Source organism: Pseudomonas sp. 22082, assembly GCF_052046055.1.
Lineage (GTDB): Bacteria > Pseudomonadota > Gammaproteobacteria > Pseudomonadales > Pseudomonadaceae > Aquipseudomonas > Aquipseudomonas pharyngis.
This window is the reverse complement of sequence record NZ_JBQEQB010000006.1, coordinates 225,396-248,554: the sequence shown is the minus strand read 5'-3', so window position 1 is coordinate 248,554 and position 23,159 is coordinate 225,396. Positions and strand designations below refer to the sequence as shown.

Genomic DNA, 23,159 nt, shown 5'->3' with positions numbered 1-23,159 from the left:
ATCAGTAACCGTTGGAGCCGTAATCCACCTGAAAATCAAAACCGGTGACACGCTCCACGCCGGTCTCCAGCCGCCCATCCGGCAACAAGCGCAACCAGCGATACCCCGGTGCCTGCTCGCCGACCTTGAAATCTTCACTGCCTGGCTCGAACTGAATGCAGGTCGACGGCGAGGCAATCAGCCTTACGCCGTTACGTTCGCGGTCGATTTCCTGATGCACATGCCCCCACAAAACTGCGCGGGCCTGCGGGAAACGGTCGAGCACCTCAAAAAATGCTTCCGGATTGCGCAAGCCGATCGGCTCCATCCAGGCGCAACCGATCGACACCGGATGATGGTGAAAGCACACCAGATGATGGCGATCCGGCGCTTCACTCAGGGAGCGGGCGAGCAATTGCAGTTGGTCATCCTGCAAATACCCCGGCACCGATCCGGGCACCGCCGAATCGAGCAGGGTCACTCGCCAGTTGCCGACATCCACCACGGACTCCAGCAACGCGCTCTTCACAGTCGCTTGAGCCATGATCTGCGGTTCGTCGTGATTGCCGGGGATCCAGCGGGCCGGTGCGTTGATCTGCGCCGTCATCTGCCGAAATTGCTGGTAGGACTCCAGCGTACCGTCCTGGGACAGGTCGCCGCTGGCAACGATCAGGTCGATCCGCGGTTGCTGTTCGAGCACCAGCTCGATGACTTTTTGCAGACTCTCGCGGGTGTTCATGCCCAGCAGCGCTCCGTCCGCCTCGGCGAACAGATGGCTGTCAGAGAGTTGCACCAGCAACGCCGTGTCGGCGGTGGTCAAAGTCGATACGCTCGGCAAGGCGTTCTCCCCGGGGATCACGGGCTGGATAGGAGCGGCAATTATGCGGGGGGACACCACAAAGAGAAACCGGCGAACCGGACGCAGTTCACAACTTGCGCTGGTTATCGGACTGCCGCGTATTCGTGTCCGCACGCCAGACAATGACTCAGCCATTCACCCAGGAACAGATTGAGCTGGGCTTTTTCGTCCGGCTGGTGCATGGCCGCATTCGGGTAAGGATAGACGCCGCGAAAACGTCGCGCATGCTCGGCGCTGATCACCTCGGCCATGCGTGCGTCGTGATAGACCTGCACTTCCAGTTGCGGCACCGGCAGCCACGGCAGGCTGTGTTCCTGGCGCACCTGCAAGGTCGTGGTGTAGGGACAGGTCTGCAGCACTTCCAGCGCCAGCACGCCAAGCATCTGGTCGCCCTGGGTCACCGCGATGCGCCGCGCTTCGGGGTCGCTGCGCATGTCCGGCAACAGTCGCATCAGGCGCGCATAGTTCGCCTCGCAGGCGGCTTGCAGCCCCGCAAGGTCGACGCGGTAGCGATCGCGCAACTTGTTTACGACCATAGCCCCCTCACTTCGGCGCGATTGAGCGCCAGCCACTGCAAGGCGATGATGCTCGCCGCATTGGCAATCCGTCCGTCACGTACGGCCTGCAGGGCATCTTCAAAAGCCCAGACCGTGACGCGAATATCTTCGGCTTCTTCCTCCAGCCCATGCAGGCCGCCCGCGCCTTCGGTGCTGCAACGCCCCAGGTACAGATGCACGAATTCGTTGCTGCCGCCCGGTGACGGAAAGTATTTGGTCATCGGCCACAGGGCCTTGATGTCCAGCCCAGCTTCCTCCTGTGCCTCGCGGTGAGCAACTTCTTCCGGCTGTTCGTCCTTGTCGATCAGACCGGCGACCAGTTCCACCAGCCACGGGTTGTCCGCCTTGCCCAGAGCCCCGACGCGAAACTGCTCGATCAGCACCACTTCATCGCGCTGCGGATCGTAAGGCAGCATGCACACGGCATCGTGGCGCACGAACACTTCACGATTGATTTCGCGGCTCATGCCACCGGCGAACAGTTCGTGGCGCAAGTGCAGACGGTCGAGCTTGTAGAAGCCCTTGTAGCACTGCTCGCGTCGCACGATATCGACGGCGCTCGGAATGGCTTTGGCAAAATCGGTCATGAGCATCCTCTTTACTGCAAATCCAACACGAGGCGCCTTCTTGCGACCTCGACTTCGCGCCATCCTAACGCGCCCGTGACGTTTGATGCAGCCCCTTTACTGTCAGCGGGATGGACGGTGGAGGCGAAACCCACTCTAATTAGCTTAGTGGCGAACTGACCGCTTCGTTGAGAGTCGAAGCGGTAACTTTTTGCCTTCCCCTGCTTCAGAAAGGACGCCCATGTCGCTTTTCAAAATTGCCTCCGTGGCCGCCATCGCCCTGACCCTGGGCGCCTGCGCCAGCCTGTTCCAGCCCAACTATCGCACGCCGCTGGAAACCACCCGCGACGCCTCGGAAACGCTGAAACCGGGTTGTTCCAACCAGGACTGTCCGCTGGTGAACATCGATACGTTGCGCTTCCCGGCAGAACCGGCGCTGGACGGCATCATCGAAAAACGCCTGCTGCAAATGACCCGCACCGCACCGAACGCCCGGGTGGCGCCGACGCTGGCAGCGTATCGCGAGCAGTTCCTGGCCAACGCCGGCCCGCGCAACAGCAGCTATTTGCAGGCGAAAGTACGCGAGCAGCATGACGGTCTGGTGATCATCGAAACCTCGAGCTACCTGGACACCGGCGGTGCCCACGGTACGCCGGGACGCGGTTTCATCAACTATTCGCGTCAGCAGCACAAGATGCTGACCCTGGTGGACATGCTGCTGCCGGGTCAGGAAGAGGCGTTCTGGAAAGCGGCGCAAGTGGCGCACAACAGCTGGCTGATCAGCACCAAGCTCGATCAGGAACCGGAATTCGTGAAGAGCTGGCCGTTCGTCAAAACCCCGAACGTGGCGCTGACCTACGGCGGCGTGATCCTCAAGTACGACGTGACCACCATTGCGCCTTATGCGCTGGGCCACGTCGAACTGAAGATCCCTTACCCGCGCCTGAACGGCATTCTCAAGCCCGAGCTGTTTCCCGGCCGTAACTGAAAGCCCGGCCGAGCACGAGTTGCAGCAGCCCTGCCAGCACCAGCGCCGGCAGGGTCGCGCCGACATCCGGATACAGATTGGCCAGCAGGTGATAGGTGCTGATGCCACCCAGCCAGGCCAATAGTGCCGGCCAGCGCAAGGCGGCCGACGCCACCTGAGCACTGCGCTTGCGCAAGATGAAGTGATCCACCAGCACCACGCCGAACAGCGGCGCGAACACCGAGCCGATCAGCAGCAGGAAGTTCTGGTACTGCGCCAACGGCGCGAGCAAGGCGATCAGAGTGCAGATCACACCGATGGCCAGCGCCAGATGCTCGACTTTCAGACGCAACAGAATCCCGCTGGAAACCGCTGCCGAGTGAATGTCGGCGAAAGCGTTTTCCGACTCGTCCAGCAGAATCAGCAACAGCGGAATCCCCAGACCGGCGCCGGCCAGTGCCAGCAGCAGCGCGTTGACTTCACCGCTTGGCGCAAAGGCCAGGGTGTAGGCGACGCCGAGGCTCATCAGCCAGAAATTGCCGATGAAGAAACCGATGGCGGTGCCACCGAACACATTCTTCGCCCGTTTGCCGAAACGCGAGTAGTCGGCAATCAGCGGCAGCCACGACAGCGGCATCGCGATGGCGATGTCGAAACCCACGGCGAGCGGCATCGAGCCATCCCCGGCCTGAGCCCACAAGGCGGCGAGATCGGCCTTGGCGAACAGGTTCCACGTCAGCCAGATGCACGCGGCCAGAATCAGCCAGATGCCCCACTTGCGCAGGATCTTGCGCACGAACGTCAACGGCCCGCTGACCGCGAGCAAGGTCGCCAGCGCACCGAAACACAGCGTCCACAGCATCGGACTGGCCCACAGCGAACCTTCGCTGAACGCACGGGTGCCAAGCAGGCTGGCCGCATCGCGCATGACGATGATTTCGAACGAACCCCAACCGATCAGTTGCAGCAGATTAAGCAGCGCCGGCAGGCTCGCACCTTTGCTGCCGAGGCTGAGTTTCAGCGCGGCCATCGACGACAGGCCGGTGTCACTGCCGATCACGCCAACGGCGGCCAGCAACAGGACGCCAACCAGGGTGCCGAGAAAAATCGCCAGCAGCGATCCCGAAAGGCCCAGCCCCGGCGCCAGCAACGCGCCGGTCTGCAATACCATCAGGCCGATGCCGAGGGAAAACCAAAGGGAGAACAGATCCCGACCGCCGAATACACGCTTGTCGGCGGGCACGGCGAGGTCGGGGGAATAAGTACCGGGTTGAATGCTCAAGGGTGTTATCTCAGAGGGACATTTGTTGTTGTGCTGACCCGTGTGATCGTTCCCACGTCGAGGCGTCGAACCGTCCGCGTGGGAATGCAGCCCGTGACGCTCCGCGTCACTGGACGCGGAGCGTCCCTAGAGGCATTCCCACGCAGAGCGTGGGAACGATCAGTGCGGGATCAAACTTTTTTGTACAGCTGACTGCCTTCCTTCCTGAACCGCTCGGCCTGTTCCGCCAGGCCCTGGGCGACGTCCACGTCGACCGCATCGATCCGCTGGTTGGCCGCGTATTCGCGGACTTCCTGAGTGATCTTCATCGAGCAGAATTTCGGCCCGCACATCGAACAGAAATGCGCGACCTTCGCCGAATCCTTCGGCAGGGTTTCATCGTGATACGAACGGGCGGTGTCCGGGTCCAGACCGAGGTTGAACTGGTCTTCCCAGCGGAATTCGAAACGCGCCTTGCTCAAGGCGTTGTCGCGGATCTGCGCGCCCGGGTGCCCCTTGGCCAAATCCGCCGCATGGGCCGCGATTTTGTAGGTGATGATCCCGGTCTTCACGTCATCCTTGTTCGGCAGACCCAGGTGTTCCTTCGGCGTCACGTAGCAGAGCATCGCGCAACCGAACCAGCCGATCATCGCCGCACCGATACCCGAGGTGATGTGGTCGTAACCCGGTGCGATGTCGGTGGTCAGCGGGCCGAGGGTGTAGAACGGCGCCTCGTCGCAGCACTCCAGCTGCTTGTCCATGTTCTCCTTGATCAACTGCATCGGCACGTGGCCGGGGCCTTCGATCATGCATTGCACGTCGTGCTTCCAGGCGATCTTGGTCAGCTCGCCGAGGGTCTCCAGTTCGCCGAATTGCGCTTCGTCGTTGGCGTCGGCAATCGAGCCCGGACGCAGACCGTCGCCCAGCGAGAAGCTGACGTCGTAGGCCTTCATGATTTCGCAGATTTCGTCGAAGTGGGTGTAGAGGAAGTTCTCTTTGTGGTGCGCCAGACACCACTTGGCCATGATCGAACCGCCACGGGACACGATGCCGGTCACACGCTTGGCGGTCAGCGGCACGTAGCGCAGCAACACGCCGGCGTGGATGGTGAAGTAGTCGACGCCCTGCTCCGCCTGCTCGATCAGCGTGTCGCGGAACAGCTCCCAGGTCAGGTCTTCGGCGACGCCATTCACTTTTTCCAGTGCCTGATAAATCGGCACGGTGCCGATCGGAACCGGCGAGTTACGGATGATCCACTCGCGGGTTTCGTGGATGTGCTTGCCGGTGGACAAGTCCATCACCGTGTCCGAACCCCAGCGAATGCCCCAGGTCAGTTTTGCCACTTCTTCTTCGATGGACGAACCCAACGCGCTGTTGCCAATGTTGCCGTTGATCTTCACCAGGAAGTTGCGGCCGATGATCATCGGCTCGAGTTCGACGTGGTTGATGTTGGCCGGAATGATTGCGCGACCACGGGCGATTTCTTCGCGGACGAACTCAGGGGTGATTTCTTTCGGAATGCTCGCACCGAAGCTGTGACCGGCGTGCTGCTGGTTCAACAGGCCGGCAGCGCGGGCTTCTTGCAGCTTCATGTTTTCGCGGATGGCGACGTATTCCATCTCGGCGGTGATGATGCCTTTGCGCGCGTAGTGCATCTGGCTGACGTTGGCCCCGGCCTTGGCGCGGCGCGGGTTGTTGACGTGGGCGAAACGCAGCTTGGTCAGCTCTGGATCGGCCAGGCGTTCCTGACCGAAATTCGAACTCAGGCCTGGCAGACGCTCGGTGTCGCCACGGTCGTCGATCCATGCCGAACGCACGTCGCCCAGACCTTTGCGCACGTCGATCACCACGTTCGGATCGGTGTACGGGCCCGATGTGTCGTAGACGGTGACCGGCGCGTTGATTTCGCCGCCGAAGTCGGTCGGGGTCACATCAAGGGTAATTTCGCGCATCGGCACGCGGATGTCCGGGCGGGAGCCCTGAACGTAGACTTTTTGCGAACGGGTGAACGGTTGAACCGACTGCTCGTCGACCTTGGCCGAGTCACTCAGGTTGATCGCGTTTTTAGATTTTGTAGTCATCACGGGCTCTCCAGACAGCATCCAGGCAGTGGATTGTCGGAGCAGAACCTGAAAGGCACGGACGCACCAGGACTGGTGCTGTGCATCGTCGTCGTGCGTTCGATTGTCGAACAATTTCCCGGACGAAGCACAAGAGGACTCGCCGGGTGACGAGAAATCTTGTTCCCTACGCAGGCGCTAACCTGATCAGGTTCAACGGGATCCGAAATTATTCGATCTCAGCCTCATAGCAAGGCACCCCGACAAGAACCCGGCCAGTCTAGACACAACCGGCAAAGAACGCCAACACCGTGGCAAACACCATGGTGAATGGCGCAATTGGCAGATTGTTGCCTGCCGTCGGCGCTACTACACTCGCTACGCCATGCCGCGCCTTGACGCTGCATGGGCCGCGCCTTACCTTTGGCGCCCGGATTATTTCCATAATATTCATGCTAGGGATCGCCTCATGCTGCGCAAACTCTCACTGGCTGTCGCCGTGTCTTGTGCGTCCACCGCAACGGCCTGGGCAGCAGAAGCGCCTTTATCGACCAGGACCGATCTGGTCAGCGTCTACCAGGAAGCGGTCGACAACAACGCCGACCTGGCCGCCGCCCGCGCCCAGTACGGTGCGCAGAAAGAAGTGGTGCCCCAGGCCCGGGCCGGGCTGCTGCCGAACCTGTCCGGCGGCGCTGAAGTCGCCAACGTGCGCACTTCGATCGACCAGCCCTCGGCCATCGCCAATCGCAGCGCGCACTCCTATCAGGCGACGCTGGCGCAACCGCTGTTCCGCGCCGATCGCTGGTTCCAGTACCAGGCCGCCAAGGACGTCAACGAGCAGGCCGCGCTGCAACTTTCGGCCACCGAGCAGAACCTGATCCTGCAAACCGCCGAAAGCTACTTCAACGTGCTGCGCAGCCAGGACAACCTGGCCTCGACCAAGGCCGAGGAAGCCGCGTTCAAGCGCCAGCTCGACCAGTCCAACGAGCGCTTCGACGTGGGCCTGTCGGACAAGACCGACGTGCTGCAATCGCAAGCCAGTTACGATACCGCACGGGCCAACCGGATCGTCGCCCAGCGTCAGGTCGATGATGCGTTCCAAGCGCTGATCACCCTGACCAACCGCCAGTACAACTCGATCCAGGGCATCGTCCACACGTTGCCGATCCTGCCGCCGGCGCCGAACGACGCCAAGGCCTGGGTCGATACCGCCGCGAAACAGAACCTCAATCTGCTGGCCAGCAACTACGCGGTCAGCTCCGCCGAACAGACCCTGAAACAGCGCAAGGCCGGGCACCTGCCAACCCTCGACGCCGTGGCCAAATACGAAAAAGGCGACAACGACGCCCTCGGCTTCTCCAACCCGAACGCGTTCGGTACGCCGTACAGTGGCAACGTCGAGCAGAGCACTGTGGGCCTGCAACTGAACATCCCGATCTACAGCGGCGGGCTGACCAGCTCGCAAGTGCGCGAGTCGTACTCGCGGCTGGACCAGACCGAACAACAGCGTGAAGGCCTGCGCCGGCAAGTGGTGGAGAACACCCGCAACCTGCACCGCGCGGTGAACACCGACGTCGAGCAGGTGCAGGCGCGCCGCCAGTCGATCATCTCCAACCAGAGCGCGGTGGAAGCCACGGAAATCGGTTATCAGGTGGGGACGCGCAACATCGTCGACGTACTCGACGCCCAGCGTCAGCTCTACACCTCGGTGCGCAACTACAACAACACCCGCTACGACTACATCCTCGACAACCTGCGCTTGAAGCAGGCAGCGGGGACGTTGAACCCGGGTGACTTGCAGGATCTGACGCGTTATCTGAAAGCCGACTACAACCCGGACAAGGATTTCCTGCCGCCGGATCTGGCCAAGGCTGCCGAAGCCCAGCTAAAGGCCCGGCCTTGAACAAAAAAACGCAGCCCTGAGGCTGCGTTTTTTATGGGCGGTCGATCAACCTTCCCAGTCCATCGAGCAAACGCTGCAACGCGCCCTGATTGCGGCGCATCACGCTCAGCCCGGCGTCGGCCATGCGCTGTGCGTCGCGCGGCAGTTCGAACAGACGCTGCACCTCTGTCGCCAGACCTTCGGCGTCATCCACCTCGGCCAAGGCCCCGGCGCTGCGCAGTTGCGCGGCGATATCGAGGAAGTTGAACAGATTCGGGCCGCTGATCACCGGTTTAGCCAGCGCTGCCGGTTCCAGCAGATTGTGGCCGCCGTTGGGCACCAGACTGCCGCCGACGAACGCGCTGTCGGCCAGGGCATAGAGAAACAGCAGCTCGCCCATGGTGTCGCCGAGCAGCACCGAAGTCTGCGCATCGACACGCGCACCAGTGGAACGACGCACCGTGGCAAAGCCTTCACGCTGGCACAACTCGAACACCGAGTTGAAACGCTCCGGGTGACGCGGCACCAGAATCAGCAGCGCATCGGGATGGTTGGCCAGCAAGCGACGGTGAGCGTTCAGCACCACCTCGTCTTCGCCTTCATGGGTGCTGGCGGCGATCCACACCGGGCGCTCCAGCGCCTGCCATTGGCCGCGCAGTTCAGCGGCGCGTTGCAGCAGTTGCGGGTCGATGGTCAGGTCGAACTTGATCGAGCCGGTGACTTCGACTGTCTCCGGGCGCGCACCGAGATCGCGGAAGCGCTGGGCTTCGGCTTCGGTCTGCACGGCGAACAGACTCATTTCGGCGAGCATCGGCGCGGTCAGTTTGCTGAAGCGGCCATAGCCTTTGGCCGAACGCTCGGACAGGCGTCCGTTGGCCAGCGCCACCGGAATCCCGCGTTTGGCGCATTGGTGAATGTGGTTCGGCCAGAGTTCGGTTTCCATGATCACTGCCAGTTTCGGCTGTACGCGATCCAGAAAACGCGCCGCCGCGCAGGGCAAGTCGTAGGGCAAGTAGCAGTGCTGGATGCGTGGCTCGTTGGCGAACATTGCGTGAATGCGTTCCGAACCGGTCGGCGTCATGCAGGTCACGGTGATCGGCAGCTGTGGATAACGTTGTAGCAGCGCGCGGATCATCGGCGCAGCCGCGATGCTCTCGCCCACCGAGACGGCGTGAACCCAGATACCTCCGGGCTGCAAGGTCGGCAGGCCATAGGAGAAACGTTCGCCAATCCGCTTGGCATACGCCGGCGCCTTGCGCGAACGCAGCCACAGCCGAATCGCCACCAATGGCAGCCCCAGGTAAAACAGCGCGGTGTAGAGAGTTCTATTCATGGCGGCGGAGTTTATCGGCTTTTGCCGCCGATCGCCCGCAGGTGTATGGCAAATCGCTCCGCCAGCCAACGCGCCGCCGGCCCGAGCGGTTCATCACGGCGCCAGACCAGTTCCACTACCAATGCCGGCGGCGTCCATTCGCTGTCCAGTTCCACCATCAATCCCTGATACGCCGAGTATTGCACCACGTGGCGCGGCAGCCAGGCCCAGCCGAGATCGCGCACCAGCCATTCGGCCATCACGTAGAAACTGTCGGCACGCCACACCTGCGGACTGGCCGGTTCGTTGCCGGGATAAATGCTGGTCTGGGTCGACATCAACAACTGCCGATGCTGCGCCAGTTGCTGGCAGGTGACGTAAGCCTGCGCTGCCAAGGGATGCTTGACGCCGCAGACGGTGACCATTTCCACACTGCCCAGCACCCGGCGCTCCAGCGCTTCAGGGATTTCATCGTGATAGAACAACAGCCCGAGATCGGCCCGGCGCTCCACCAGTTTGCGCGAAACCTCACCTTGGGCGGCGCTGGTCAGTTGGACTTCCAGGCTCGGGAATTGCTCGGCCAGCGCGGCGAAGCTTTCCACCAGCGCCTGATAGGGCATCGCTTCGTCCTGGGCCACCCGCAGCTGCGCTTCCTGCCCGCGCATCATGGCCACGGCCCGGCCATTCAGGCGCTCGCACTGGCGCAACACTTCACGCGCCTCCTCCAGCAACGCCTCCCCTGCTTCGGTAAGACTCGGCTGGCGGCCGCTGCTACGCTCGAACAGGCTGACACCGAGGTCGTCCTCGAGCATGGCAATCGCGCTGCTGATCGCCGACTGCGCCTTGCGCTGCTGACGTGCCACGGCGGAAAACGAGCGCTGCTCGGCAACGCCGACAAACACCCGCAACTGCTCCAGATTCCATTGCATGCTCATCAGGCCAACCCATCTTTTAAACAGATAGGTAATGACTTTACCCCATCTGGGGAGTCACTAGAATGCCGCCTCAGAAAGCAACGCTACACACGAGGACTTGAACATGAACGCTTACGTCTACCTGGCCATCGCCATCTGCGCCGAAGTGATCGCGACCGTTTCGATGAAAGCCGTCAAAGGCTTCAGCACACCATTGCCACTGCTGCTGGTCATCGTCGGCTACGCCATTGCGTTCTGGATGCTGACCCTGGTGGTGCGCAGCGTACCGGTGGGCGTGGCCTACGCGGTGTGGGCCGGCATGGGCATCGTGATGGTCAGTGTCGCGGCGCTGTTCATCTATGGGCAGAAGCTGGATGTCCCGGCAATGCTTGGGATGGCGCTGATCGTGCTCGGCGTGGTGGTGATTCAACTCTTTTCCAAAACCGCCGGCCATTAACTGATTAATGCATAACCCCCTGTGGGAGCGGGCTTGCTCGCGAAGACGGTGTGTNAGACCGATTTCGCGAGCAAGCCCGCTCCCACATTGCCCGACACCTTCCCCTCTGTTGATCATCGACAAATCCCCTTATCCCCGAGTCTGTATACTGCGCCCTTGTCTTGAACACTGAGGTCGTTGCATGCCATCTCCAATTTCCACCGACGTGCTGATTGTCGGCGCGGGTGTCGCCGGTCTCTGGCTGAACGCGCGCCTGCGTCGCCAGGGTTTCTCGACCGTGCTGGTGGAAAGTGCCAGCCTCGGCGGCGGGCAGAGTGTGAAGTCCCAGGGCATCATCCACGGCGGCGCCAAGTACGCGCTGCACGGTGCGCTGACCGGCGCCTCGGAAGCCATCGCCGATATGCCGCGCCGCTGGCGTGAAGCCCTGGCCGGCAACGGCGAACTGGACCTGACCGGCGTGCGCCTGCTGTCCGAGGCCCACTACCTGTGGTCGCCGGGCACCCTGGCCGGCAACCTCACCAGTTTCTTCGCCAGCAAAGCGGTGCGTGGCCGGGTCGATCAGGTCAAGGGCGATCAACTGCCACCGGCCCTGCAGGACAAGCGTTTCAAGGGCAAGGTCTACCGTCTCGCCGAGCTGGTGATCGACGTGCCAAGCCTGATCCAGCGTCTGGCGGATTTGTCGGGTGACGGTCTGCTCGCCGGCCACGGCATCGAGCCGTTACTGGAAAGCGGTGTGCTGGTCGGTCTGAAAGTCGATGGCCGCGAGATCCGCGCCCAGCGCATCGTCCTCAGCGCCGGCGCCGGTACTGCCGACCTGCTGACTGCCTTGGGCCTGACTCATCCGGCGATGCAACGTCGGCCGCTGCATATGATCATCGCCAAGGGCCCGGGCCTGAAGCCGCTGTACGCGCACTGCCTCGGTGGCGGCACCAAACCGCGCATCACCGTGACCACCCACCCTGCCGCTGACGGTCAGTGGGTCTGGTATCTGGGCGGCGACATTGCCGAATCCGAAGGCGTGGCCCGTGAGCCCGCCGAGCAGATCGCCACTGCACAAAAGGAAATCGCACAGCTGCTGCCCTGGATCGACCTGAGCACCGTGCAATGGGCGACCCTGCGCGTCGATCGTGCCGAACCGTTGCAAACCGGCCTGACCCGTCCGGACAACGCGTTCCTCGCCGAAGAAGGTCGCCTGCTGGTCGGCTGGCCAACCAAGCTCGCATTGGCCCCGGACTTCGCTGACCGGGTGATTGCCTCCCTGGAACGCGACGGCATCCAGCCAAGCCACGCAGCTCCGTTGCCCGAGCTGCCAAAACCACCGATGGGCGTTCCCGCCTGGGAGCAACTGCTGCCATGAGCCTGCCGACCCTGCACGATTTGCATCGCCCGCTGGGCAGCACCGGGCTGCTGGTCTCGCCGCTGGGCCTGGGCACCGTCAAACTTGGCCGCGACCAGGGTGTGAAATATCCCAACGGCTTCCAGATCCCCGACGACGACGCCGCGCGCATGTTGCTCAAGCAGGCGCGCCAGCTGGGTATCAACCTGATCGATACTGCGCCGGCCTATGGCCGCAGCGAAGAACGCCTCGGCCCGCTGCTGCGCGGCGAGCGTCAGGACTGGGTGATCGTCAGCAAGGTCGGCGAAGAATTTGTCGACGGCCAATCGAGCCACGACTTCAGCGCCGCTCACACCCGGATGTCGGTGGAGCGCAGTCTGCAACGTCTTGAAACCGATTTTATCGACCTGGTGCTGGTGCACTCCGATGGCAACGATCTGGCGATCCTCAACGACAGCGAAGTCTACGCAACCCTCGCGGCGCTGAAGGCCGAGGGCAAGATTCGCGGCTTCGGCTTTTCCGGCAAAACCGTCGACGGTGGCCTCAAAGCACTGGAGCAAGGCGACTGCGCGATGGTCACCTACAATCTGAACGAACAAAACGAGAAGGCGGTCATTGACTATGCTGCTGCCCACGGTAAAGCCATTCTGGTGAAGAAGGCCCTGGCCAGCGGTCATGTGTGCCTGAGTTCCGGCGTGGACCCGGTGCGTGCCAGCTTCGAATTGCTGTTCGCCCAGCCCGGCGTGGCCAGTGCCATTGTCGGGACCATCAATCCGCTGCACCTCGCCCACAACGTTGCGACCGTTGCCCAGGTCCTTCGTGGTCACTGACGCCGCCTCGCGGCCTTAAGCAGGAGCCGACATGCCGCGTACCCTCATCAGAAAGAACCCGAGCAACTTCAAGACGCTGCCGCTGTTCGTCGAAGCCACGCCGGAAGGCCTGACCTACCAGAGCGTGGGCATGCCGTTGAATTTCACCCAGACCCTGCAGCGGCGCAAGCCGGTCAGCGTGGCCGATGCCGAGCGCTTTGCGCTGGAGCTGGCCAACCTCGGCGTCTCGGTGCGCCTGACCCTGCACTGGCAGAATCGTGATTACTGGGTGCTGGTACGCCAGCGCCGGCAGGATCGCGGCGACGTGGTGCTCAAACTGATTTCCGGCTACGTGCCAGCCCATGAGCTGAATATCCCGCTGCACACGGCGATTCAGGAAATCGCCGAGGAGTGCCTGCTGGAAACCCCGGAAGGCTGGCTCGGCGGGCGTTTCAACGACACCTGGCTGCCGGCGCCGTACGCATCGGCGCTGCATTATCGCGAGGCCCTGCCCTTTCGCCTGACGCCGTTGTCCGGCTCGGCGCGGCCGGTGCGCTGCGCCAATCTGCAATTGCTCGAACGGCCACGGGCCTACGTGCACTTGCCGACCGCGTCACTGCAGTTGATCTACGACCTGCGGCTGGACGTGCCCAAGGAGGCAAAATCCCTGAGCCTGTTCCACGTCGACGAGCGTCTGGAGGGAGATCAACTGGTGGCTCGGCTGGACCGCAAGCGCCCCGATCTCTACCTGATGCCGCTCAAGGACGGCGCGCCCTTGGCCGAGCTGTATACCCTCAAGCGCGACAAGCTCCTGCCGGCCAGCACCCGCGGACTATATCTGGCCGAAAGCTTTGCGACCCAGACGGGCTGGGTCGTGCGTGAAGAGCGGATTCGCTGGAAAGATTGGGTCGTGCAACAGGGCCTGCAACCGGCGAAGCCTCCTCGCGCGGGACTCAAGCAATTGAGTCTGAAGGCGCTGCGTCTGGTTGGTATTGGCAAGAAACGCGCGAGCAAATAGCCGATTAGCGCCGACGATCGATCCAGGTGCGCAAGGTCGCGAAGAAATGGAAATAACGGTTTTCACGCTTGCCCATGCCGCGTTTGGGCGAAAACGACTCTTCGGCAAAAGCGCCGGTGATTCGCACCCGAGAGGCTTGGGTCGGTAGCGTGCAGACTTTGGCACCGGTCTGCTGTAGCGCGTACTTGAGCAAGCGCTCGGAGTGCAGCTTTCTTCCCGTCGCTTTGCAGAATTGGAAAATGCGCTCGATCCGCTTGCCATAGGCGACATAGGTATCGCGCCCGCAAATGGCAAAGCGGTCGTTCAACCCGCCCCACCACTGCCAGTCCGGAATGTAGGCAGAGTGCCTCCGAGCCTCTGGATGATTGAAGACATAGGCGGGCAGCGGGTTGTGGAAGAAAATGTCCGGGCGCACGAACACGACGAAATCCGGATTGAAGGTTTCGATCATGCTGGTCACGGTGTGCAGTGAATTGAGCTGATAGATCAGGTTGCGCAGCGACGCATAGTCATCGGCCCAGGTATCGCCCTGCGCTTTGACCTGCTCGAAATCCCAACGCTCCAGCACCCCGTCAGTCGAAGTCAGGGCCCCGATCATCGATTCGAACGGCTGATAGTTGTCAGCCGCCAACTCGCCTTTTTCGCCTGAGCGCAAGTTCTGTACTTCATCGATTTTGTACAAATGATAGAAGCACTGTACGTCGCTGCCCGCCGGAAACTGCGCCAGAACGTTCTGTTCAATGGAAGGGAAGCAAATCTGCGAATTTCTCGGGATCCCGAAAAAAGCGACGGCAATTTTCAACACTCAACAGCACCTTTTATTTTTGGCGAAAGAGCTTTTGCCACCAGCGACGGGGTTGCAAAGGCACCACAATGACGTCCGACTGCTGCAGCCAGTCGCGCTCGTAATCCCAGGCATGCCCACCCCACAGTTTCCCCGATTCGTTAGAAAACCCCAGGGTCATGAGCTGATAGGAATAACCGGCGTGACCGCGCAACCAGTCTAATACCACCAGCGTATTGAAACCGGTCGAAGGCCCAACGTAGCGCTTGCCGCCCGGTCGGTCGACCGGATAGTTCCACAGGGGCGGCAGCGGGATGCGATCCCAGTACATGGCCACCCGTGGCAACGGACACATCGGTGCGGCGCAGCCGACCAGCATGGTGAAACAACGCTCGCCCGCATGCTCGAACAACCGTTGCACGTCCGGGCCGTAAGGCAGACCAAAAAAATAGGCGTCCGGCGCGTTATAGCCATGCACGAAGACGTTCAAGCTTTGCTCGTTGAGCAGCGGCGCCTTGATGCAGGTGTTGAAACTGACGACGACGTCATTGGCGCTGATATTCAGTGCCTGAAAATCCGCCGCCGTGATGGCCGGGTTATTCGCGATCAGGACGACCCGGTGCGCGCGGCTCAGGCATTCGCGCAATGGCTCGGGCAACGCGCCCAGCACCGACTGGTTACCGCCGGGGAGCGCATCCAGCGCCATGTGTTCATCCTTCATTCAGACCGGCACCTTCATGCCGAAACGCAGTTTCACCCAGAACCGCGTGAATGCTGACGGCGGCTGCCATGGGCGCATCTCGCGCTGTATTTCAGTGGCGAGGGCCTGGCCGACACGGGCGAAGGAATAGCGACTTTCTGCAAAGGCCTGACCATTGCTGGCGATACGCTGCGACAGCTCCGGATCGCCCTGCAACAGTTTGATCTTTTCCACCGCCTCGTCTTCGCTGCGATAGAACACGGTGTTGTGCATGTCTTCGAAACCGAGCAACTTGTCTTCTTCGCCCTGACTCCAGGCCAGCAGCACACAACCGCAGGCCATGGCCTCGTAGTTCTTGATCATGAACTCGTTCATGCCGATGTCGGCGCTGACGAAAATCTTGATGCGATTGAGCGTTTCCAGGTATTCGGTGCCGGAGCGGGTGCGGGTCACCAGCATACCGGTACGCTGCGCCAGCGATTCGAGCAGAGCCTTGCGCTGGGCGTACTCGGTGCTCTTCAGGCTGCCGAGAAAACCGATGGGAATGTCGCGCTCGGACCCGGTGTTGCGCAGCATCTGCTCGTCATAACCCTTGGAGACGAACACCGTGTCGATGCCTTCAGCAAGCATCTTGCGTGCGACCACCGCCCCGGATACCAGCGCCCGGCAACTCGGCAGGCGCCTGTAGAGACGCGAATAAACGCCACGATATTTACTGGCGGGCATGTAGTTCTGGTAGGCGTCGTGTTCGAGAAAGACCAGCCCGGGAATGCACTTGAGCACCCGCAACTGCGGGACCAGGCGCTTGACTCTGGAGAAGATCACGACACGATCAAAGGTCTGGTAATCAACCGAGGCCAAAAAAGGCCCCAGGTTCATCTGTTGCTGTTTGCTGAGTCGATAGATGACGCATTCATCACAGTTCTGCTGCACGATGTCGTAGAGCCGGTCGAGAATGACCCGCTGTTCGTTCATCACCAGGAGCATGACTTTCATAGGTTAAATGACCACACGACGTAAGCAGGCAAGCGCAGCGGATTCAAACCTGCCAACATCAACGGAAACGGTTAGATCCCCAAGGCAAAATCCGTTCACACGCAGTAGAAAACGATAAAGATCCATCTATCAACGACTGCGGATTTTTTCGACAATCGCGGTCGTCGAACTGTTTTCCACCAGTCCCAGCACTTTCACGGTGCCGCCATAAGCCGTCACGATGTCGGCGCCGACCACCTGGTCAATCCCATAATCCCCGCCCTTGACCAGCACGTCCGGCTTGACCTCGCGCAGCAGGTTTTCTGGCGTGCCTTCAGGGAAACTGATGACCCAGTCCACCGCCCCAAGCCCCGCCAGCACAGCCATGCGCCGGTCGACGCTGTTGATCGGACGGCCAGGCCCCTTGAGACGGCTGACCGAAGCATCGTCGTTGACCGCGACAATCAAACGATCCCCTTGAGCCCGCGCCTGCTCCAGGTAGGTCACATGACCGGCATGCAGGATGTCGAAGCAGCCATTGGTGAAAACGATTTTTTCGTTGTGTGCACGGGCATCGGCCACCGCGAGCAGCAACTGCTCCAGGCCCAACACACCGCGCTCGGAACCTTCTTCACGCTGAATGGCGCGACGCAGTTCCGGGGCGCTGATCGCCGCCGTACCCAACTTGCCGACCACGATGCCCGCCGCCAGGTTGGCCAGCGCTACCGCGTGCGGCAGTTCTTCGCCAGCGGCAATCGCGGCCGCCAGGGTGGAAATCACCGTGTCGCCGGCACCGGTCACGTCGAACACTTCACGGGCCCGCGCAGGCAAATGCAGCGCCGGATGATCCGGACGCAACAGGGTCATGCCGTGTTCGCCACGGGTGACCAGCAGCGCGCCGAGATCCAGGTCATGCATCAGCGTCGCGCCCTTGGCCACCAGCTCGTGCTCATCGGCGCAACCGCCGACGATGGCTTCGAATTCGCTGAGGTTCGGGGTGATCAGGCTCGCGCCACGGTAGATCGAGAAATCCTTGCCCTTCGGGTCGGCCAGCACCGGAATGCCTTTGGCACGCGCAGCCTGGATCAGCGCCTGATGGTTTTTCAGGGCACCTTTGCCGTAGTCGGACAGCACCAGCACCTTGATGCCTTCGAGCAGGTCGTCGACCTGCGCGCCAAGGGCCAGGGCGTCGGTGGCGAACGGTTCTTCGAAGTCGATACGCAGCAATTGCTGGTGCCGGCTCATGACCCGCAGCTTGACGATGGTCGGCTGGTGCGCGATGCGCTGGAACAAGGCTCGCACGCCCGCACCCTTGAGGCTGTTGCTCAGGCTGTCGGCGGCTTCGTCGTCACCGGTCACACCGACCAGCGACGCCGGCGCACCCAGCGCGGCAATGTTCAAGGCAACGTTGGCGGCACCGCCCGGGCGGTCTTCGATTTGCTCGACTTTAACGACAGGAACCGGCGCCTCAGGGGAAATCCGTGAGGTACCACCATGCCAGTAACGGTCGAGCATGACATCGCCGACCACCAAGACAGGGGCTTGATCGAATCGCGGCATGGACAACTTCATGGAGCAACCCACATACAAAATGAACAGGGGCGCGATATTAACACAGGGTTGGCGAAGGCTTGTGCGGCGGCTGCAACAGGATTAAACCACTGGCCTTTTTGTGCATTTTTCAAGCAAGGAGGCTCTCAACCGACGACAGACCGGTGCAGCGAGAAAAAATGCCGGACGCATATTGCGCGCCCGGCGTTATCGAGGCCGGATCAGGCGATGTCTTCGGCCGGAGCGTCGAGACCCATGGCGTTGAGACGCGCGTAGTAGCCGTTCTGTGCCAGCAGGTTGTCGTGGGTGCCGCGCTCGACGATCCGGCCCTGGTCCATGACCAGAATCAGGTCGGCCTTCTCGATGGTCGACAGGCGATGAGCGATCACCAGCGTGGTACGGCCCTTCATCACTTGATCCAGGGCGGCTTGAATGTGTCGCTCGGATTCGGTGTCGAGGGCCGAGGTGGCCTCGTCGAGAATCAGCAACGGCGCGTTCTTGAGCAAGGCACGGGCAATCGCCAGACGCTGGCGCTGGCCGCCGGAAAGCAGCACGCCGTTTTCGCCGACCTGAGTATCCAGGCCTTCAGGCAGCTGAGAAATGAAGTCCATCGCGTAGGCATCACGCGCGGCTTTCTCGATGTCTTCGCGCGGCGCCCCGGCCAGATCGCCATAGGCGATGTTGTTGGCTACGGTGTCGCTGAACAGCGTGACATGCTGGGTGACCTGGGCAATATGGCGGCGCAGGTTCAGCAGCTTGTACTGTTCGACTTCCACGCCGTCGATCAGGATTTCGCCCTTGTCGTGGTGATAGAAGCGCGGAATCAGGTTGGCCAGGGTCGACTTGCCGCTGCCCGAACGCCCCACCAGCGCCACCATTTGCCCCGGCTCGACCGAGAAACTGATGTCATCGAGCACCTGCCGCTCGGTGCCCGGGTAGGTGAAGCTCAGGTTGCGTACATCGAGGCGACCGCTGACCGAGTCGCGCTCCACAGTGCCGGTATCGACTTCCGGCTCGACGTCCAGTTGCTCGAAAATGCTTTCGGCCCCGGCCACGCCTTTCTGGATGGTCGAACTGACTTCGGACAACTGACGGATCGGTTTGGGCAGCAGGCCCGCAAGCGTGATGTAGGCGACCATGTCACCGGCCGATGCATCGCCGCGAAGGTACAGCACGAGGAACATCAGGATCGCCATGGCGCTGTAGATCACCAGTTGCAGCAGCGGCGTGTAGATGGCCCCGGTGCGGGTCATGCGCAGCTGCTTGTCGGTATTGCCCTGGCTGGCATCAAGGAAGCGCTTTTCCTCGTAGGCTTCGCCGCCAAAGCTGCGTACCACGCGATAGCCCTGGATGGTTTCCGACGCCACGTGCGTCACGTCGCCCATGGCCAGCTGGATTTTCTTGCTCTGCTTGCGGAATTTCTTGCTCGCGGTACGCACCATCACGGCGATCAGCGGCAGGATCGCAACCATCACCAGCGTCAGCTTCCAGTTCATGAACAGCAGGGAGGCGAACAGGAAGATCACCGTCATGCCTTCACGGATTACGACCTTGATCGCATCTGTTGCCGCCCCCGTGACCATCGTCACGTTGAAGGTGATACGCGAAATCAGATGACCGGAGTTATGCTTGTCGAAATACCGGTTCGGCAGCACCAGCAAGTTGTTGAACAACTGCACCCGCAGATCGTGCACCAGGCCCAGCGAAACCTTGGCCAGGAAATAGTTGCCCAGATAGGATCCCAGCCCCTGCCACGCGGCGATCAGGATGATCAGCAGCGGTACGGCCTGCAACAGTTGCAGATCCCGCAGGTAAGGCACGGTGGGGAACAGCACCGCCTCGGGATTGGACAGACCGTCGACAAAGTACTTGAGGATGTAGCCGAGCATCGGCTGGGTCGAGGCGAAAATCAGAAAACCGACGATGCTGATCAGGAACAGACTGATGTACGGCCGGACGTAGCCGAGCAGGCGGAAGTAGATTTTCAAGCTCGAAGGGCTTGCGGCGGGACTGGAGTCGGTCATATCACGCGAAAGTCGATAAAAAGGACGCTGACTTTAGCACAGCTTCTTCAGGGTTCTGGCAATCGGCCAAAGGCTGTTATTGTTAGGCGTCTTTTTCTGCGTCAAATAGCCATCATCGAAATGGCCGATCAACTTCAGGATTGAATCTCTCAGCATGCAACTTCGCGGCTTCAGCAGTACGTCCAATCGAATTTTCGACTTCATCAGCCTGTGGATACTTCCCGTCGGCTACTTCCTGCTCTTGTGCGCGCTGTTTTTCCTGCCGGGTCGCAGTGTTCATCACAAGCTGTTTTACGGCTTGTTCAGCATTCCGACGCTGATTGCACTGTGCCTGCGCCCGCGGGAACTCAAGGAAATGCTGCGTGAGCCGGTGTTCATTGCGTTGCTGCTGTTTGCCGCCTGGGCACTGCTGAGCCTTTGCTGGGGGCCGCAGGGCGAGCCGATAGGCGGCATGTTCAAACCTCCGCTGCATACCCTGATGCTGTTCGCCGGGTGTTTCCTGCTGGTTCGTTACCGCAGCGACATTCTTTCGCCATTGCTGTTCGGCGCCGCGCTGGTGGCCCTGGTCGCAACGATCAGTTTCCTGATTCCATTCGTGCTCCACTCTGAACCCGGCGAGCGCCTGATCGGTGGTGGCGCGTTCGACAACCCTTTGCTCAGCTCCCATCTGTTCGGATTTTTCTGCGCCTATTGGCTCAGTCTGAGCATGACCTGCAAGAATCGCCGGCTGTACTGGCTCAGCATTCCCGCGATGCTGATCATGTTCATGGCCGTGATCGGAACCGGCTCGCGCACCCCGCTGGTGGCGCTGACCATGGCGGCATTGTGGCTGAGCCTGATTTGCTGGAACCGTCGCTCGCTGGTGCTGCTGGGGACATTGGCGGTCGGCGGCGCAACCATGTCGGTGCTGTTCTCGAAGATGATCATCGAACGCGGTGACTCCTACCGTTTCGAAATCTGGCAGCAAGCCCTGGAAAAAATCGCCGAACACCCATGGATCGGCCACGGCTACAACGCCACACTGGCGATTGACCCGGGTGTCGGTTACAACTTCCAGGAACCCCACAGCTTTGCGCTGGGCGTGCTTTATTACGTCGGCATCCTCGGCATGCTGCCGTGGCTGTTTTTTCAGGCCTGGGGCTTGCTGAGCAGTTGGCGCCAGCGCGTGCAGCCGCTGCTGATCATCGCCTCGACCTGGCTGGTGTTCGGCATCGGTGCCGGGCTGACCGAGGGTGGCGGGATCATTTCGCGCCCCAAGGAGCACTGGTTCCTGCTGTGGATTCCTTTGGCGCTGATTGCAGCCCTGAGCATCAATCAACGGGCCCGACGCCTTTTGACAATGCCGGTACAGAAGCTTTCGGCATCCGCTCTGCAACAGCTCGGCAACGGCGCCCAGGTCATCGAGGAAGACGGACTCGGGCCGAAGGTCCTGCGCCTGGCCGATGGCAGCTTTCTCAAGCTGTTTCGCCGCCGCCGCTGGTACACCTCGGGCAGTTTCAATCCGTATTCCGAGCGGTTTGCCGTCAACAGCGAGCAATTGCGCCGAATGGGCATTCCCACGCCCCAGGTGCTGAACCTGTATCGCCTCGACGACGGCAGCAGCGCCGTGCATTACACGCCGCTGCCGGGCCACACCCTGCGCCAGGTCTTGCAGGGAATCACCGCGCCAGCCGTGCGACAGGCGCTGGTGGAACGTTTCGGCAAATTCATGGCCGGCCTGCATGAGCAAGGCGTGTATTTCCGCTCACTGCACCTGGGCAATGTGCTGGTGCTGGAGGATGGCGAGTTCGGGCTGATCGATCTGGCCGACCTGCGGATCTACCCTTCGCCCCTCAGCCTGTCACTGCGTCAGCGTAATCTGCGCCACATGCAACGCTACACCGTCGACAAGCGCTGGCTGTTCGAGGATCACCTCGAGGCGCTGCTCCAGGGGTACGCCGTAACAGCGTCGAAATCCGCCGTAGAGAATCTGCACAGGCAAGTGCTGGCCGGCAACGCGCCGGCTCGGGTTCATTGATGATTCAGACCAGTCCGTTCATTACGCTGGCCGCCTCTGCCGGCCATCGTCACCGCCGCTGCTTCTGCTGTCGCTGTTTTTCGTGATCGTGGCTTCTGACAACACTTTGTTCGGTGCCTTGAAACCACGCAGCATCCGCTGGCTGAGGGAAATCAGCTACAGCACCTATCTGCTCCATGGCTGCGTGCAAGCAACTGGCGGAAAAAGTCGCTCGCCGAGTGCGAGCGACAACGACCTCAGTCTTTTTCCAGCGGCAAAAACAGTAACCGGCCCAGCCCGCGCCAGGTCTTCTTGTTCCAGGCCTTGAAAGGAATCTGCGCCAGCAGCTCCCGCGCCAGTTTGCGGTCGCGGTTGGCGGTCTTCAGAAACATCGAATTGAGCGACTTGTAGCGCACTTCGTCGTACAGCGGATGATCGCTGAACCGCGCGTAGGTGCGCAGGATGTTTTCGATCATGAAACGGTGGTTCTTGTAGGAGTTGGTGGCGTGCTTGCGATAGCGCGCCATCACCACGTTCAACCCATCGATGAAGTACCCGGCGCGGGTCACTTTCAGTTCGATGTACAGATCCTCCAGACGAATCGTCGGATCGAACCCGCCCACCTTGTCCAGTGCTTCGCGGCGGATCATCAGGGTCGGCGCCGGCGGGTACGGCTTGCGCTCCAGAAACATGTCATCGAAATCCAGGCGCCGGAACGGCACGTCCCGGCGCTGACGCTTCTCCGGATAGAGATTGCCGTCGGCATCCATCAACTCGATGTTGCCGGCGCAGATGCCCACTTCCGGCTTGCCGTCCATGTAGGCGACCTGTGTCGCGATCCGGTCCGGGTACATGATGTCGTCGGAACCGAACGGCACGATCAGGCTGCCCTTGGCCCGCGCGATCGCGCCATTGAGCGTATTGGTCAGGCCCTGGTTCTGCTGCACACGAAAATCGAAGCCGTGCTTTTCCTGCAAGGCCTTGATGCGCTCGACGCTGTCGTCCCTCGAACCGTCGTCGATCACCAGCAGCTCGATGTTCCGGTAGCTCTGGTTGATGACGCTGAGGATGCTTTCCTCGATGTACGGCCCATGGTTATAGGACGCGATGATAACGGTGACGAGGGGTTGCGCATCGCTCATCGCTGCTGAC

20 protein-coding genes, 1 pseudogene and 1 riboswitch are annotated in these 23,159 nt (G+C 61.4%); of the genes and pseudogenes, 8 read left to right on the top strand and 13 right to left on the bottom strand.

Translation table 11 applies throughout. From position 1 onward, the window contains the following. Position 1: 1 nt before the first annotated feature. From cpdA to ACTJK9_RS09845, 3 genes are all read right to left on the bottom strand, one after another. Positions 2–817, bottom strand: a complete 816-nt coding sequence (gene cpdA, locus ACTJK9_RS09855) for a 3',5'-cyclic-AMP phosphodiesterase (RefSeq protein WP_085611077.1) — start codon at positions 815–817, stop codon at positions 2–4. A gap of 104 nt (positions 818–921) precedes the next feature. Next, a complete protein-coding gene (locus ACTJK9_RS09850; RefSeq protein WP_085611078.1) occupies positions 922–1,374 on the bottom strand; it encodes a DUF1249 domain-containing protein in 453 nt (150 codons plus the stop codon). Then, on the bottom strand, positions 1,365–1,982 hold the full coding sequence (locus ACTJK9_RS09845; protein WP_064593070.1) for an NUDIX domain-containing protein: 618 nt from the start codon (positions 1,980–1,982) through the stop codon (positions 1,365–1,367). The genes ACTJK9_RS09850 and ACTJK9_RS09845 overlap by 10 nt, the downstream gene beginning before the upstream one ends. A 220-nt stretch (positions 1,983–2,202) precedes the next feature. On the opposite strand from ACTJK9_RS09845, the gene ACTJK9_RS09840 reads away from it, so the two are divergent. Continuing rightward, positions 2,203–2,949: an RsiV family protein gene (locus tag ACTJK9_RS09840; RefSeq protein ID WP_440813579.1), complete on the top strand. Its 747-nt coding sequence runs from the start codon at positions 2,203–2,205 to the stop codon at positions 2,947–2,949. Here ACTJK9_RS09840 and cytX read toward each other — a convergent pair. Together cytX and thiC are read right to left on the bottom strand one after the other, a co-directional pair. Next, positions 2,918–4,210 carry a putative hydroxymethylpyrimidine transporter CytX gene (gene cytX / locus ACTJK9_RS09835; protein WP_085611080.1) on the bottom strand — a complete coding sequence of 431 codons (1,293 nt, stop codon included), beginning with the start codon at positions 4,208–4,210 and terminating at the stop codon, positions 2,918–2,920. The genes ACTJK9_RS09840 and cytX overlap by 32 nt on opposite strands. 170 nt (positions 4,211–4,380) lie before the next feature. Beyond that, entirely contained in the window at positions 4,381–6,270 is a 1,890-nt protein-coding gene (gene thiC, locus ACTJK9_RS09830) for a phosphomethylpyrimidine synthase ThiC (RefSeq protein WP_221398564.1), read from the bottom strand. A 146-nt stretch (positions 6,271–6,416) separates the two neighbouring features. Then, a riboswitch (TPP riboswitch) is annotated at positions 6,417–6,522 on the bottom strand. A gap of 196 nt (positions 6,523–6,718) precedes the next feature. Here thiC and ACTJK9_RS09825 point away from each other — a divergent pair. After that, positions 6,719–8,152, top strand: a complete 1,434-nt coding sequence (locus ACTJK9_RS09825) for a TolC family outer membrane protein (protein WP_039766588.1) — start codon at positions 6,719–6,721, stop codon at positions 8,150–8,152. Positions 8,153–8,183: 31 nt separating this feature from the next. Here the strand turns inward: ACTJK9_RS09825 and waaA are convergent, their stop codons facing one another. Together waaA and ACTJK9_RS09815 are read right to left on the bottom strand one after the other, a co-directional pair. Next, a complete protein-coding gene (gene waaA / locus ACTJK9_RS09820) occupies positions 8,184–9,464 on the bottom strand; it encodes a lipid IV(A) 3-deoxy-D-manno-octulosonic acid transferase (RefSeq protein WP_440813575.1) in 1,281 nt (426 codons plus the stop codon). An 11-nt stretch (positions 9,465–9,475) separates the two neighbouring features. Continuing rightward, the gene (locus ACTJK9_RS09815) at positions 9,476–10,378 is read right to left on the bottom strand and encodes a LysR family transcriptional regulator (RefSeq protein WP_085611083.1); all 903 of its coding nucleotides are present in this window, start codon (positions 10,376–10,378) and stop codon (positions 9,476–9,478) included. 103 nt (positions 10,379–10,481) lie between these two features. On the opposite strand from ACTJK9_RS09815, the gene ACTJK9_RS09810 reads away from it, so the two are divergent. The 4 genes from ACTJK9_RS09810 (at position 10,482) to ACTJK9_RS09795 (ending at position 13,977) form a co-directional block, all read left to right on the top strand. Beyond that, the gene (locus tag ACTJK9_RS09810) at positions 10,482–10,814 is read left to right on the top strand and encodes a DMT family transporter (protein ID WP_085611084.1); all 333 of its coding nucleotides are present in this window, start codon (positions 10,482–10,484) and stop codon (positions 10,812–10,814) included. 181 nt (positions 10,815–10,995) lie between these two features. Beyond that, positions 10,996–12,171, top strand: coding sequence for an NAD(P)/FAD-dependent oxidoreductase (locus ACTJK9_RS09805; RefSeq protein ID WP_085611085.1), 1,176 nt, complete (start codon positions 10,996–10,998; stop codon positions 12,169–12,171). Beyond that, positions 12,168–12,980, top strand: a complete 813-nt coding sequence (locus tag ACTJK9_RS09800; RefSeq protein WP_440813571.1) for an aldo/keto reductase — start codon at positions 12,168–12,170, stop codon at positions 12,978–12,980. Before ACTJK9_RS09805 ends, ACTJK9_RS09800 begins: the two co-directional genes overlap by 4 nt. 31 nt (positions 12,981–13,011) lie before the next feature. Next, on the top strand, positions 13,012–13,977 hold the full coding sequence (locus tag ACTJK9_RS09795; RefSeq protein WP_085611087.1) for a metal ABC transporter ATPase: 966 nt from the start codon (positions 13,012–13,014) through the stop codon (positions 13,975–13,977). Between the two features lie 4 nt (positions 13,978–13,981). Here the strand turns inward: ACTJK9_RS09795 and ACTJK9_RS09790 are convergent, their stop codons facing one another. The 5 genes from ACTJK9_RS09790 to msbA form a co-directional block, all read right to left on the bottom strand. Further along, a complete protein-coding gene (locus ACTJK9_RS09790; protein WP_085648056.1) occupies positions 13,982–14,782 on the bottom strand; it encodes a hypothetical protein in 801 nt (266 codons plus the stop codon). Between the two features lie 13 nt (positions 14,783–14,795). Continuing rightward, entirely contained in the window at positions 14,796–15,482 is a 687-nt protein-coding gene (locus ACTJK9_RS09785; RefSeq protein ID WP_064593049.1) for a hypothetical protein, read from the bottom strand. After that, positions 15,483–16,457, bottom strand: a complete 975-nt coding sequence (locus ACTJK9_RS09780) for a glycosyltransferase family protein (RefSeq protein ID WP_085611090.1) — start codon at positions 16,455–16,457, stop codon at positions 15,483–15,485. It abuts the gene before it with no gap. 129 nt (positions 16,458–16,586) lie between these two features. After that, positions 16,587–18,008 carry a bifunctional D-glycero-beta-D-manno-heptose-7-phosphate kinase/D-glycero-beta-D-manno-heptose 1-phosphate adenylyltransferase HldE gene (gene hldE, locus ACTJK9_RS09775; RefSeq protein WP_064593041.1) on the bottom strand — a complete coding sequence of 474 codons (1,422 nt, stop codon included), beginning with the start codon at positions 18,006–18,008 and terminating at the stop codon, positions 16,587–16,589. Between the two features lie 200 nt (positions 18,009–18,208). Then, positions 18,209–20,011, bottom strand: a complete 1,803-nt coding sequence (msbA, locus tag ACTJK9_RS09770; protein WP_064593039.1) for a lipid A export permease/ATP-binding protein MsbA — start codon at positions 20,009–20,011, stop codon at positions 18,209–18,211. A gap of 154 nt (positions 20,012–20,165) precedes the next feature. Between msbA and ACTJK9_RS09765 the strand changes: the two genes are divergently transcribed. After that, a complete protein-coding gene (locus ACTJK9_RS09765) occupies positions 20,166–22,028 on the top strand; it encodes a bifunctional O-antigen ligase/aminoglycoside phosphotransferase family protein (RefSeq protein ID WP_085611091.1) in 1,863 nt (620 codons plus the stop codon). Positions 22,029–22,086: 58 nt separating this feature from the next. Further along, positions 22,087–22,215, top strand: a pseudogene (locus tag ACTJK9_RS09760) (acyltransferase family protein); the annotation flags it as partial. A 49-nt stretch (positions 22,216–22,264) separates the two neighbouring features. On the opposite strand, the gene ACTJK9_RS09755 reads toward ACTJK9_RS09760, so the two are convergent. Further along, on the bottom strand, positions 22,265–23,149 hold the full coding sequence (locus ACTJK9_RS09755) for a glycosyltransferase (RefSeq protein WP_085611240.1): 885 nt from the start codon (positions 23,147–23,149) through the stop codon (positions 22,265–22,267). Between the last annotated feature and the right edge of the window lie 10 nt (positions 23,150–23,159).

Excerpts from the sequence above, each read along its gene's own strand:
- ACTJK9_RS09850 (WP_085611078.1), bottom strand. The coding sequence starts at position 1,374 with ATGGTCGTAAACAAGTTGCGCGATCGCTACCGCGTCGACCTTGCGGGG.
- ACTJK9_RS09845 (WP_064593070.1), bottom strand. The coding sequence starts at position 1,982 with ATGACCGATTTTGCCAAAGCCATTCCGAGCGCCGTCGATATCGTGCGA.
- ACTJK9_RS09840 (WP_440813579.1), top strand. The coding sequence starts at position 2,203 with ATGTCGCTTTTCAAAATTGCCTCCGTGGCCGCCATCGCCCTGACCCTG.
- thiC (WP_221398564.1), bottom strand. The coding sequence starts at position 6,270 with ATGACTACAAAATCTAAAAACGCGATCAACCTGAGTGACTCGGCCAAG.
- ACTJK9_RS09825 (WP_039766588.1), top strand. The coding sequence starts at position 6,719 with ATGCTGCGCAAACTCTCACTGGCTGTCGCCGTGTCTTGTGCGTCCACC.
- waaA (WP_440813575.1), bottom strand. The coding sequence starts at position 9,464 with ATGAATAGAACTCTCTACACCGCGCTGTTTTACCTGGGGCTGCCATTG.
- ACTJK9_RS09815 (WP_085611083.1), bottom strand. The coding sequence starts at position 10,378 with ATGAGCATGCAATGGAATCTGGAGCAGTTGCGGGTGTTTGTCGGCGTT.
- ACTJK9_RS09810 (WP_085611084.1), top strand. The coding sequence starts at position 10,482 with ATGAACGCTTACGTCTACCTGGCCATCGCCATCTGCGCCGAAGTGATC.
- ACTJK9_RS09805 (WP_085611085.1), top strand. The coding sequence starts at position 10,996 with ATGCCATCTCCAATTTCCACCGACGTGCTGATTGTCGGCGCGGGTGTC.
- ACTJK9_RS09800 (WP_440813571.1), top strand. The coding sequence starts at position 12,168 with ATGAGCCTGCCGACCCTGCACGATTTGCATCGCCCGCTGGGCAGCACC.
- ACTJK9_RS09795 (WP_085611087.1), top strand. The coding sequence starts at position 13,012 with ATGCCGCGTACCCTCATCAGAAAGAACCCGAGCAACTTCAAGACGCTG.
- ACTJK9_RS09785 (WP_064593049.1), bottom strand. The coding sequence starts at position 15,482 with ATGAAGGATGAACACATGGCGCTGGATGCGCTCCCCGGCGGTAACCAG.
- ACTJK9_RS09780 (WP_085611090.1), bottom strand. The coding sequence starts at position 16,457 with ATGAAAGTCATGCTCCTGGTGATGAACGAACAGCGGGTCATTCTCGAC.
- hldE (WP_064593041.1), bottom strand. The coding sequence starts at position 18,008 with ATGAAGTTGTCCATGCCGCGATTCGATCAAGCCCCTGTCTTGGTGGTC.
- msbA (WP_064593039.1), bottom strand. The coding sequence starts at position 20,011 with ATGACCGACTCCAGTCCCGCCGCAAGCCCTTCGAGCTTGAAAATCTAC.
- ACTJK9_RS09765 (WP_085611091.1), top strand. The coding sequence starts at position 20,166 with ATGCAACTTCGCGGCTTCAGCAGTACGTCCAATCGAATTTTCGACTTC.
- ACTJK9_RS09755 (WP_085611240.1), bottom strand. The coding sequence starts at position 23,149 with ATGAGCGATGCGCAACCCCTCGTCACCGTTATCATCGCGTCCTATAAC.